General features: G+C 63.2%; 12 protein-coding genes. 1 reads left to right on the top strand and 11 read right to left on the bottom strand.

Going from position 1 to position 11101, the window contains the following annotated elements; translation table 11 throughout:
- Window positions 1–22 precede the first annotated feature (22 nt).
- Window positions 23–226: a YgaP family membrane protein gene (locus tag V6766_RS22780; protein WP_448470495.1), complete on the bottom strand. Its 204-nt coding sequence runs from the start codon at window positions 224–226 to the stop codon at window positions 23–25.
- A 135-nt stretch (window positions 227–361) separates the two neighbouring features.
- Between V6766_RS22780 and V6766_RS22785 the strand changes: the two genes are divergently transcribed.
- Window positions 362–661 carry an ArsR/SmtB family transcription factor gene (locus V6766_RS22785; protein WP_448470497.1) on the top strand — a complete coding sequence of 100 codons (300 nt, stop codon included), beginning with the start codon at window positions 362–364 and terminating at the stop codon, window positions 659–661.
- Between the two features lie 232 nt (window positions 662–893).
- On the opposite strand, the gene V6766_RS22790 is transcribed toward V6766_RS22785, so the two are convergent.
- The 10 genes from V6766_RS22790 to V6766_RS22835 form a co-directional block, all read right to left on the bottom strand.
- The gene (locus tag V6766_RS22790) at window positions 894–2249 is read right to left on the bottom strand and encodes an enolase C-terminal domain-like protein (protein WP_448470499.1); all 1356 of its coding nucleotides are present in this window, start codon (window positions 2247–2249) and stop codon (window positions 894–896) included.
- A complete protein-coding gene (locus V6766_RS22795; protein ID WP_448470501.1) occupies window positions 2246–3091 on the bottom strand; it encodes a sugar phosphate isomerase/epimerase family protein in 846 nt (281 codons plus the stop codon). The genes V6766_RS22790 and V6766_RS22795 overlap by 4 nt, the downstream gene beginning before the upstream one ends.
- Window positions 3091–3747, bottom strand: a complete 657-nt coding sequence (locus V6766_RS22800) for a TetR/AcrR family transcriptional regulator (RefSeq protein ID WP_448470503.1) — start codon at window positions 3745–3747, stop codon at window positions 3091–3093. Before V6766_RS22800 ends, V6766_RS22795 begins: the two co-directional genes overlap by 1 nt.
- Before the next feature lie 12 nt (window positions 3748–3759).
- Window positions 3760–5298, bottom strand: coding sequence for a tripartite tricarboxylate transporter permease (locus V6766_RS22805; protein WP_448428516.1), 1539 nt, complete (start codon window positions 5296–5298; stop codon window positions 3760–3762).
- Window positions 5295–5795, bottom strand: coding sequence for a tripartite tricarboxylate transporter TctB family protein (locus tag V6766_RS22810; RefSeq protein WP_448470505.1), 501 nt, complete (start codon window positions 5793–5795; stop codon window positions 5295–5297). Before V6766_RS22810 ends, V6766_RS22805 begins: the two co-directional genes overlap by 4 nt.
- Window positions 5796–6113: 318 nt before the next feature.
- Window positions 6114–7124 carry a tripartite tricarboxylate transporter substrate binding protein gene (locus V6766_RS22815; RefSeq protein ID WP_448470507.1) on the bottom strand — a complete coding sequence of 337 codons (1011 nt, stop codon included), beginning with the start codon at window positions 7122–7124 and terminating at the stop codon, window positions 6114–6116.
- Window positions 7125–7285: 161 nt separating this feature from the next.
- Window positions 7286–8113, bottom strand: coding sequence for a sugar phosphate isomerase/epimerase family protein (locus V6766_RS22820; RefSeq protein ID WP_448470509.1), 828 nt, complete (start codon window positions 8111–8113; stop codon window positions 7286–7288).
- Between the two features lie 4 nt (window positions 8114–8117).
- Window positions 8118–9275 carry a dihydrodipicolinate synthase family protein gene (locus V6766_RS22825; protein ID WP_448470511.1) on the bottom strand — a complete coding sequence of 386 codons (1158 nt, stop codon included), beginning with the start codon at window positions 9273–9275 and terminating at the stop codon, window positions 8118–8120.
- A 2-nt stretch (window positions 9276–9277) separates the two neighbouring features.
- Window positions 9278–10432 carry a Gfo/Idh/MocA family protein gene (locus tag V6766_RS22830; protein WP_448470513.1) on the bottom strand — a complete coding sequence of 385 codons (1155 nt, stop codon included), beginning with the start codon at window positions 10430–10432 and terminating at the stop codon, window positions 9278–9280.
- 217 nt (window positions 10433–10649) lie between these two features.
- The coding region (locus V6766_RS22835; protein ID WP_448470515.1) for a UDP binding domain-containing protein at window positions 10650–11101 on the bottom strand (452 nt) is incomplete at its 5' end.

The following is an 11101-nucleotide window of genomic DNA, read 5'->3' on the forward strand; positions in this document are numbered from 1 at the left end:
TGTGATAACGAGGCTGGCGCGATTATTCGAACGCCGAACCCGACTTGACTCCGAGTTTCCGGAACACAATTGCCGCGGGACAAAAACCAGTCACCGATGCCTGGATCAGGTTGAGACCGACAAAGGCATTGAGCAGAAACCACCAAGGCGAGACGTAGAAGCCGAGCGCCAGGGAGACAAGAACCATGAAACCCGCGAACATCATCACGGCACGATCGAGCGTCATTTGAGCATTCCTTCTGTTGGATCAATACGTTGCGCAATGGTCGGCGCGGTTGGGATTTCCCGGTTCAACGCCGTTCGCACGACAACGTAATCGTATGGCTTGCATATAACATTCAAAAATATTAAATTCAAGAACATGAATGTCTCCGAGATGATCCCCGCCGCCGAAGCGGCCGCCGAACTGATGAGCAGCCTTTCCCATCCGCAAAGGCTGCTGGTGCTTTGCGCCCTTGTGGATGGCGAGAAATCGGTCGCCGAATTGCGCCGGGAACTCGGCATAGAGCAGGTTCCGATGTCGCAGCAACTCATGCGGCTCAGGGCCGACGGCCTTGTCGAATCCCGCCGGGAAGGCACGACAGTATACTACGCCATCACCCGGCCAGAGGTGTTGACCGTGATCAACGCGCTCCATGGCGCTTTTTGCAGGAGAGAATAGCGGCATGGCCGGACGTCCGCCCCAGCGGCATTCCGTTGCCAGGCCGATTGGTCTAATGCGTTGCATTTGCCGCTCGACGGCTACCTGGCGATCATGCTCGACCACAAGCGCGGCATATCGTGGGGCGCATCCCGACCCAAGAACCTCCGTCATCCCGGTCTTCAAGACCTCTCTGGCGCCAACACAGAGGCAAACGCAGCGCCGTTAACCGGAAAAGCGGGAGACGCTGCGACTATCGTCCGAAGCCCGGCCCGAACAGCGAGCCGATCGCGACCGCGCCGTCTTCGATCAGCAGGTCGATGCGATCGTCATACCGACGGTAGAGGTCGGGATGGGCGGCGAGGAGGCGGGCCTTTTCGAGATCGTCATAGCCCTGCAACCCGCCTCCGAAATGGTGGCCGTTGCGCTCGACATCGCGGCAGCCGAGCGTTGCCGCCACCAGCGTATCCTGCTGCCAGCAGAGGCCGGGCTGGCAGGTCAGGTCTTCCGCCGAGATGAACAGGCGTTTGCCGCGGGCGCGGCCATCGACCATGCGGGCATAGTTCAAAAGCGCGCGCAGCACGCCCTTGCAGCTCTTGATCGAGGTTCCCGACCACCCATGGGCAATCGCGGTTGCGAAGGCATCGTCATGGTCGTCGCTCTCGTCGATGATCAGCGGGAAAGCGGAAAGCGCCGGCGTGATCTCCAGCGTCAGCGCTGTTTCGCGGGCGAAGGGCTGTTCGATGAATGCGATTGCGGCGCGCAGACGCGACAGCCTTGGGTCGCCCTGCAGGCTCTCGAGAAAGATTGCGAAACGGTCGGGCAGATATTGCTCGTTGGCATCGAGCGTGACGCGGTAGGTACCCATCTGGTCCACAAGCGTGGCAATATGCGCCAGCCGGTCGATATCGGCCGTGGGGTCGCCCTTGAGCTTGATCTTGAAAGCGCGGATGCCGGTGGCGCGGATGATGGCTTCGAGGCTTACCGGCAGCCCGTCATCGACCCTCCCCGGGTCCGCTTCGCTCTCGAAAACCGGCGCGTCGAAGCCGACGGTCTGGCGCGGCGCGATCGCCGGCAGCGGCGTGATGCCAGCAAGCGCGCCGGTGATCGCGGCAGGCGAAATATCAGGAGCGGCAAGCGTGCTGACGCCGAACAGGTCGGCCTTTGTGGCCTGTGGAAAGTTGAAGCCATACGCGCGACAGACCGCGTCGATCAACGCCATTTCGACGAGCGCCGGGCCGAAATGGGCGGCGAGCCTTGGCGTGCCCTCCGGCATGGCCGCCTCGACGTCGCTGCGCATGCGGGTCGTTGCGGCGGCGATGGTCTCGGAGGCGATATCCTCGGCCGACCGACAGGCAAGCTCCAGCGCGCGCTTCAGATCGGCGACGGTATCGTCGTTCGTCCGGCTGGCGCGCTTGTCGAACCAGCGCGGCACCATGAGCTGGGCCGCATGGCCCTCCGCTATCCGACCATCGACTTCTACAGTCACCGAAACGAAGCCCTGATCGGTTTCCGTGACCACGGTATTGCCGAAATGAAACGGCAGGCGGAAGCTGACCGGCCGGGTACGAAACGCGATCGCCTTCAGCGAAATCCTTGCGGCGCTCATGGCGTTGTCCTCCCGTGCGTTTGCAGATGGGCCTGCGTGGTGGCCGAGGCAATGGCAAGCGTCACCTCCGCGCTGAAACAGGTGGTGAACGGCTCGACCGAGAGATCGCCGCTGTATCCGCTGGCAATAATCGCGGCGATGATCGCCGAAAAATCGTCGGCTCCGGTGCCCGGCGCGCCGCGATTGCTGTCATTGAGATGAACATGGGCAATCAGCCCTGTCGGCATCCATTTTTCGATCAGCGTGGGCACGCTTTCCTCTTCGGCAAGGGCCGCCGAGGAACAGTCGAGCATGGTTCTGAACGCCGGCGAGCCCACCATTTCGACAAGCCGGCGGGCATCCTCCAGCGTGTTGATGAACGGCGTCTGGTCGCGCGAAAGTGGCTCGATGCAATAGGTAAGACCGGCATCATGACAGGCGCGGGCGACGGGCGTAAACAGCTCCGCCGCATGGTCATAGGTCGCCGCATCCGGCGAGCCGGGAATGGGCCGGCGCTGCTGGGGCGAGCCGTGGATGAGCACATGCCCGCCAAGCCCTTCGCAGATTTCGACCAGTTTCAGCAGGTAGTCCGTTGTCTCCCCGGCCGCCGCGGGATCGGTGATCGAAAGCGCCGGGGCGGAGGACAGCAGCCAGTGCAGGCCGGCAATCTCCATGACCTCATCGGCCGCCGTCTGCCGCATCGCCCTCACCTGCCCGTCCGTAAGCGCGCGCGGATCAGCGGGAAAGCTCTCTACCGCAAGCTCCAGCGCATCATAGCCGACGGCCTTGGCGAACCGGCACTGCGCCCGGAAATCGAGCCCCTGCCGGCTCAGCAACTCGTTGCAGCAGACAAGGCGGGACATCAGCTTGCGTCTTTCTGCTTGAGCCAGCCGACGACCGCTTCGGTTGCGCGGCGGGCATGGGCGTTGAGCCCCTCCTCGCTCGCGTCGAAGCCGAAGACCTCGGCCAGCGTGAAGCGGTTGGAGACCGGGAAATAGCAGAGCGAGGCGATCATCAGATAGACTTCCACCGGCTCCGCCTTCCGCAGAAAAATGCCGTCTTTCCAGCCTCTTTTAAGCACTTCCTCAAGCTTTATCAGAAGCTTCGACTGGATCTCGCGCCGGTCGCCGATCTTGCCGACCGAGGAGCCCTGCCGCAGGTTCTCGGTGTTCAGCATGGTGATGAACCAGGGCCGCGTGCGGAAGTGGGTCATGGTGAACATCACCAGCGCCCCGACGGCCTCCTCCGGCGACAGCGCCTCGAGCGCCAGCTTCTCCTCGCCGGCGCGGATCTGGACATAGGCCTCGCGCAGTGCCGCCTTGTAGAGTTCGTCCTTGTCTCCGAAATAGTCGTAGAGCAGCGGCTTGGAGAGGCCGGCCTCGGCGGCGATGCGGTCGACGCGGGCGCCGTCATAGCCGACCGACGAGAACTCATCGAGCGCCGCCTGCAGGATGGCCGCGCGCGAGGCCTCCGCATCGCGCGTTGCCCGTTTCGTCTTTGCCGCTGTCCGCCTTGCCACGCCCGTTTCTCCTTACTTCGTCTTCGCGTCTTCCCCGTTAGCATCGCCGCGCCAGCGTTTGAAGCTTGCAAACCGGCGGAAGGCGGGTATCGAGAACAGGATGGTGAGCGCGATCAGCACCGCGAAGCCGGCCGAAACGGGCCTTGTGAAGAAGGCGGTGATGTCGCCATTCGACAGGATCAGCCCGCGCCGCAGGCTCTTGTCGAGCAGCGCCCCGAGAATGATGCCGAGCACAAGCGGCGCCATCGGGTAATTGAGACGGCGGAGAATATAGCCGCCGACGCCGAAGGCGAACATTACCCAGATATCGAAGATGCGCTGGGACAGCGCATAGGGGCCGATGACGCAGAGCGTGAATACCATCGGCATCAGGATCGTGCGCGGAATCTGAAGCACCCTGACGAACAGCGGGGTCAGCGCCATGCCGAACACGCCCATGGCGATGGTGGCGAAGATCAGCATCACGGCGATGGTGTAGATCATATCGGGCTGGTCGAACATGATCATCGGGCCGGGCCGGACGCCATGCAGGAACAGCGCCGCGATCAGCACGGCGGCCGATGCCGAGCCCGGCACGCCGAGCGTCAGCGTCGGGATCAGCGAGCCGGGAACGACGGCCGAATTGCCGGTCTCGGCCGCGATCAGCCCTTCCTGGCTGCCCTTGCCGAACTCGTCGCGTTCCTTCGAGTGGCGCTTGGCGGCGGCATAGGAGCCCCAGGCCCCGATATCCTCACCCACGCCCGGAATGATGCCGACCAGCGTGCCGATGACGCCGGATTCGAGCACTGTGCGCTTGTAGCGCCAGACGCTCCCGAAAAGCTCCTTCAGCGGCGCGGGCACGGATTTGCTGCGGGCAAGCTCGGCCGCCGGCAGCGTCATCGCGAACAGCACTTCGGCGAAACCGAATGCGCCCACCATGGCCGGGATCAGCTCGATCCCGCCATTCATCTGCTGGATGCCGAAATTAAATCGGACATAGGAATGAATTCCTTCCGACCCGATCATCGCGACCGACAGGCCGATCAGTCCGGCCATATAGCCCTTCAGCGGTTCGCCGGAATGGGTGAGTTGGCCGGAAATGATGATGCCGAACAGCGCCAGCCAGAAGAATTCGTAGGAGCCGAAGCCGAAGGCGGCTTCCGCCAGCGGCGGCGCGATCATCACCAGCATGGCGATGCCGACCAGCGTGCCGAGCATCGAGCCGAGCGTCGCGATCGCCATGGCGAGGCTGCCCTTGCCCTTGCGGACCAGCGGAAAGCCGTCGAGCGCGGTGGCGGCACTCGCCGGGGTTCCGGGAATATTGAGCAGGATGGCGCTGCGCGAGCCGCCATAGATCGCCCCGACATACATGCAGATCAGCACCATGATCGCGGTGTTGCGGTCAAGCGAATAGGTGAGCGTCGTCAAGAGTGCCACGCCCATGGTCGCCGTCAGGCCGGGCAGCGCGCCGACGAAAATGCCGAGCAGCGTCGCCCAGACGACGTTGAACAGCATCATCGGCGTGGTGAGTTCGGAAAAGGCGCTGGCGAGCGCGTCGATCACAGGGGTCATGGCAGGCGCACCAGAAACAGATCTTCAAAGAGGTATGACACCGCGCCGCCGAAGAGGATCGCAATCACCAGCGCGCGAACGATGGTGATGATCATGGCGCGCCGCGGCATGCCGGGCGAAAACTCGAAGGCCAATATGAAGGTGGCGACGAACAGGCTGCTTGCCACCCAGAAATGCACGCGCCCGACGAGCACGATCGCGTAGATTGCGCAAAGGGCAATGAGCCCTGAAAGCCGCACCAGTTCCTCGCGGGTCACCAGCCCGCTCGCCCGGCGCTCGTCGTCTCCGTCCCGGCTGCGCAACAGGCCGATGAGCTGAAGGCTGGCGACGATCGTCATGGCGATGCCGAGCACGATCGGCAGCAGGCCCGGAAAGCTTGCCGGCGGAATGTGCCGCACTTCCAGCCTGTCCATGGTGTAGCCGCCAATAAGCTGGGCGATCCCGACGGCGAGCAGGATGGTCGAGACGGCAATGTCGACGGAGCGGATTTTCAGCATGAAACCTCCGGGGAAACGGGATGAGGCGGCGGCACCGCCGCCCCGGTTTGTTGTTTGTGGTCGCAACGTCCGAATGACTGCTCGCGCGGCCTTTCAGCGGACCAAGTCTTGGCGTTCTCAGCGAGCCTCTCCGCCTACAATCTCCCCCCTTGAGGGGGAGATGTCGCGAAAGCGACAGAGAGGGGTAAAGGGCGCAAGCCCTAAAAACCGCAAGCTCCGAACCTGTCGAGAAGGTTCAACCCTCTCTGCCCCTGTCGGGGCATCTCCCCCTCAAGGGGGGAGATTTTAGGTCGCAAACGCCTAGATGCGTGGCCAGCCTTATTCCGGGCAGGTCAGACCGACTTCGGACGGATCCTTGACCGCCTCGCCACGGGCCTTCATGGCGCAGGCCTCGTTGGTCGCCACCGGAATGGCGCGGGCGCGGGCCTCATCGCCATAGCTCGGGGCAAAGCTCGCGCCGCGCTCGTTGGCGTATTTTTTCAGCGCCTCGGAGTTCATCACCTTGTCGGCCCAGACCTGATCGACCGTGTCATAGACCTCCTGCGGCGCGCCCTTCGGGATGAAGACGCCGAAATAGTCCGGAGCGACATCGATATCGAGCCATTCGGTTACCGGGGGAACCGGGTCGATGCCTTCGATCTCGAGTGGCGTATCGGAAAGCACAGCCAGCGGACGCAGGCGCCCGGCCTTGATCATTTCGGTCTGCTCGACCGCAAGCTGGGTGGTCATGTCGACTTCGCCGGAGGCCGCTGCGATAACGGCGGGGTTGCCGCCGTCATAGGCGACCATGCGCGCCGACAATTCGCCGCCCATCGCATCCTGCAGCGTGGCAAAGGCGGTGCCGCCCGAGGAAGTGACGCCGGCGGTGCCGACGGTCACATCGCCGGTCTTCATCGCTTCCATCAGTTCGCCGAAATCCTTGTAGGGCGCATCGGCGTTGACCGAGATCAGCGGCGCGTTGGCGACGTGCAGATAGATCCGATAATCGTCGATGTTGGATTCTTCGAGCAGACCGGAAACTGCGTAGGTGGCGTTGTTGGCGATCGCGTTCGCCGTCCAGGTATAGCCGTCACGCGGGGCATCCATCGCCGCCTTGGTGCCGATCGAGCCGGATGCGCCCGGCTGGTTGACCACCACGACTTCCGTTCCGAGAGCCTCGGAGAGGATCGGCGCGACCACGCGGGTGACCTGGTCGGTCGAACCGCCCGCCGACCACGGCACGATGATGTTGATAGGCCGGTCGGGCTGCCAGGTTTGGGCAGAGGCCGCACCGGCGGCAAACATCGCGATTGCGGCTGCGGAAACAGCCAGTTTTGACATCATGGACATGATAGTCTCCTCCCTTGACTACTGGATAGTAGGTTACGGGCACCCGACCTCGTGTCAAGTGACCGGTGTCCGCAGTTTCCGGCCGATCCGCCGGGGAAGCGTTCCTCTTGCACTTCCCCCGACCTTCCGGCCGCCTGCCTGCGCAAACAGGTAATTCAAGCTCAGCAGCAGCTGGCCGCGCGCTCGATGATGATCTCCATCACCTCGTCCGGATCGCGCTTCCACCAGTTCTCCGCCGAGAAAATCTCGACCTCGTTCAGCCCCGAAAAGCCTTCCGCCTCGACAGCGGCGCGCAAGTCCGGGATATCGATGACGCCATCGCCCATCATGCCGCGGTCGTTCAGCATGTCGGTGGTCGGCACCAGCCAGTCGCAGAGGTGAAACGCCATCAGCCGCTCCTTCCCCGCGCGGGTGATCTCAGCCTTCACCGCCGGGTCCCACCAGATGTGGTAAACATCGGCTGCAACGCCGATGCCGTCGCCGAGCCGGTCGCAGATATCGAGCGCCTGGGCCATCGTGTTCACCGCAGCGCGGTCGGCCGCATACATCGGATGCAGCGGCTCGATGGCGATCTTCACGTTCACGGTGCGGGCGTATTCGAGCGTCTTTGCAAGACCTTCCTCGATCATAGCCCGGGCGCCGGCGATATCGCGGCTTCCCTTGGGCAGACCTCCGACCACCATGACGAGGCATTCGGCGCCGATGGTGGCGGCCTCGTCCACGGCAAGGCGATTGTCGGCCAGCACCGCATCCGTCAGCGCGCCTTCGGCCGTGTACCAGCCGCCGCGGCAGAGGCCCGAGACTCCAAGTCCGGCATCGCGGATCTGGCGGGCGGCCTTTTCAGCGCCCAGCGCCTGAAGCTGGTCGCGCCAGGGCGACAGGCCGCCGAAGCCGTGTCGGGCGCAGCCTTCGATCGCCTGATCGAGCGTCCATTGCGCCCGCGTGGTGGCTGTGTTCAGCGAAAGCCGTTCGGGTGTGATTACCGCCATGCCGTCAGACCCCGATGCCGTGGGTGGCCATCACCCGCGCGGTGCGGGCTGCGGCCATCTCGGTGTCGGCAATCAGCCCCGCCGCATCGGCAAGCCGCACGATCTCTGCGAGATGCTGGGCCGACCGGGCGCTCTGCTGGCCGCCGAGCATGGTGAAATGGTCCTGGTGGCCCATGAGATAGGCAAGGAACACGACGCCGGTCTTGTAGTAGCGCGTCGGCGCCTTGAAGATATGACGCGACAGCGGCACGGTCGGCTCCATCACAGCCCCCCAGCGCTGCATGTCGCCCTTGGCAAGGGCCGCAAGCCCGGTGGCGGCAACCGGCGCGATCGGATCGAAGATGCCGAGCAGCGCGTGGCTGTAGCCCTGGTCGTCGCCCGCGATCAGCTCCGGATAGTTGAAATCGTCTCCGGTATACATCTTCACGCCGTCCGGCAGGCGGCGGCGCATGGCGATTTCCTTTTCCGCCGAAAGCAGCGAGATCTTGATGCCGTCGACCTTCGCGGCATTCTCCTCGATGATCTTGAGGCAGGTGTCCATCGCCGCCATGTGATCGGCGCTCGCCCAGTAGCCTTCCAGCGCCGGATCGAACATTTCGCCAAGCCAGTGCAGCACGGCCGGCTGCTTCAGGCCGGAAAGAATGCGGCCATAGACGCGGGCGTAGTCATCGGCGCTTTTTGCGACCTTGCAGAGCGCGCGCGAGGCCATCAGGATCACCTGACCGCCGGTGGCTTCCACGGCTTCGCATTGCATTTCATAGGCCGCGATCACATCGTCGATGGACTTGGCATCCGCCGGGTCGAGATGATCGGTGCCCGCGCCGCAGGCGATCGAATGACCGCCGGCCTTTGCTTCCTTGACGGAGCGCTGGATCAGCTCCAGCGAGGTCGGCCAGTCCATGCCCATGCCGCGCTGGGCGGTATCCATGGCCTCGGCCACGCCGAAGCCGAGCAACCAGAGATGATGACGGAAGGCGAGCGTCTTGTCCCAGTCGACATTGCAGTCCGACCATGGATTGTTGTCGGCAAGCGGATCGACCACCACATGGGCGGCGGCAAATACCTTGCGGTTCCATTCGCCCCGATCGGGCGTCACGCTGGCGCCGGAAAAGGAGAAGGTCTCGATGCCGCCGGAAGCGGTCGGAAGCTTGATTGAAGTCATGATCAGATCCCCAGATCTTCGAGGTCTACCCAACGGCGTTCGCGGGCGCTTTTATATCCGGCTTCCGCGAGCTGCACGCCCTTGGCGCCCTCGGTCAGCGTATAGGCCCAGGGGCCATCTTCCAGCACGTGGCGCAGGAACTGCTCCCACTGCACCTTGAAGCCGTTATCGAACACGGTATTGTCGGGCACTTCCTGCCAGTCGTCGAAGAAGTTCATCTTCTGCGGCTCGTCCGGGTTCCAGACCGGCTTCGGCGTATTTGCGCGGTGCTGGCTGTAGCATTTGTGCAAGCCGGCAACGGCCGAGCCATGGGTGCCGTCGATCTGGAAGGTCACGAGATCGTCGCGGCGAACGCGGGTGCACCAGCTCGAATTGATGTGCGCGACGATATCGCCTTCGAGCATGAAGGTCGCATAGGCAGCATCATCGGCGGTCGCCTGATATTCCCTGCCCTGTTCATCAATGCGGGACGGGATATGGGTCGCGGTGGTGCAGGAGACGGATTTGACCGGGGCGATGACATTGTCCAGCACATAGCGCCAGTGGCAGAGCATGTCGGAAACCATGCCGCCGCCATCCTCGGCGCGATAGTTCCAGCTCGGGCGCTGGGCCGGCTGATCCTCGCCGGTGAACACCCAGTAGCCGAACTCGCCTTTCACCGAAAGGATCTTGCCGAAGAAGCCGTTGTCGCGCAGCCGCTTCAACTTGACGAGGCCGGGCAGGTCGAGCTTGTCGTGGACGATGCCGTTCTTGACGCCCTTGGCCTTGGCATAGCGGGCGATCTCGACGGCCTCTTCCAGGCCCTCGGAAACCGGCTTTTCGGAATAGACATGCTTGCCGGCATCGATCGCCTTCTTCAGCAGCGTCGGGCGCAGCTTTGTCGAGGCGGCATCAAAGAAGATCACATTATAGGGATCGGCAAGGGCCGCATCGAGATCGGTGGTGACGCGTTCGACGCCGTGGCGCCTGGCCAGTTCCTCGATCTTGGCGGCGTTGCGGCCGACGATGATCGGATCCGGCATCACCAGCGAGCCGTCACTCAAACGCACGCCGCCTTGGTCGCGGATCGCGAGCACCGAGCGGATAAGATGCTGGTTCATTCCCATACGGCCGGTGACGCCGTGCATGATGATCCCGATACGATTGGTATCAGTCATAGATTTCCTCCCTGAACTCGCTTATTACCTACCAGTTAGTAATAAACCCGTCAACACGCCATATTGAGAAAAAAGCAAGTGCGCGAGCGGAGAATATGCGACCGGTTTTCAGGCCAAAACCGGACGCGACAGCGCCGGCGGTGACGTTACGCCAGCGCCGTCCGGCGGCAGGTTTCCGGCGCGTGGCAAGCCCTCGGTTTTGATGGTTTTGTCGCGGTCAATCGGCGCCGAACAGGTCACGGGTAAAGACCTTCTCCGCGACATCGCGAATCTCATCGGTCATTCGGTTGGCGACGATCAGGTCGGCGTCCCGCTTGAACGCCGCAAGCTCCCGAACCACCGGCGAATTGAAGAAGGCTTCTTCATTCAGCGCCGGTTCGTAGACAGTGACCGGTATGCCCTTGGCCTTGATCCGCTTCATGATGCCCTGCACGGAGGACTGGCGAAAATTGTCCGAACCGGCCTTCATCACCAGCCGGTAGATGCCGACCGACTTCGGTTTCAGCGCGATGATGCGCTCGGCGATGAAATCCTTGCGGGTGGTATTGGCGTCAACGATGGCGCGAATAAGGTTCTGCGGCACCTCCGAATAATTGGCCAGAAGCTGCCTTGTATCCTTCGGAAGGCAGTAGCCGCCATAGCCGAAGGAGGGATTGTTGTAATGGTCGC

Source organism: Martelella sp. AMO21009, from assembly GCF_053484295.1.

Excerpts from the sequence above, each read along its gene's own strand:
- V6766_RS22780 (WP_448470495.1), bottom strand. The coding sequence starts at position 226 with ATGACGCTCGATCGTGCCGTGATGATGTTCGCGGGTTTCATGGTTCTT.
- V6766_RS22785 (WP_448470497.1), top strand. The coding sequence starts at position 362 with ATGAATGTCTCCGAGATGATCCCCGCCGCCGAAGCGGCCGCCGAACTG.
- V6766_RS22790 (WP_448470499.1), bottom strand. The coding sequence starts at position 2,249 with ATGAGCGCCGCAAGGATTTCGCTGAAGGCGATCGCGTTTCGTACCCGG.
- V6766_RS22795 (WP_448470501.1), bottom strand. The coding sequence starts at position 3,091 with ATGTCCCGCCTTGTCTGCTGCAACGAGTTGCTGAGCCGGCAGGGGCTC.
- V6766_RS22805 (WP_448428516.1), bottom strand. The coding sequence starts at position 5,298 with ATGACCCCTGTGATCGACGCGCTCGCCAGCGCCTTTTCCGAACTCACC.
- V6766_RS22810 (WP_448470505.1), bottom strand. The coding sequence starts at position 5,795 with ATGCTGAAAATCCGCTCCGTCGACATTGCCGTCTCGACCATCCTGCTC.
- V6766_RS22815 (WP_448470507.1), bottom strand. The coding sequence starts at position 7,124 with ATGTCCATGATGTCAAAACTGGCTGTTTCCGCAGCCGCAATCGCGATG.
- V6766_RS22820 (WP_448470509.1), bottom strand. The coding sequence starts at position 8,113 with ATGGCGGTAATCACACCCGAACGGCTTTCGCTGAACACAGCCACCACG.
- V6766_RS22825 (WP_448470511.1), bottom strand. The coding sequence starts at position 9,275 with ATGACTTCAATCAAGCTTCCGACCGCTTCCGGCGGCATCGAGACCTTC.
- V6766_RS22830 (WP_448470513.1), bottom strand. The coding sequence starts at position 10,432 with ATGACTGATACCAATCGTATCGGGATCATCATGCACGGCGTCACCGGC.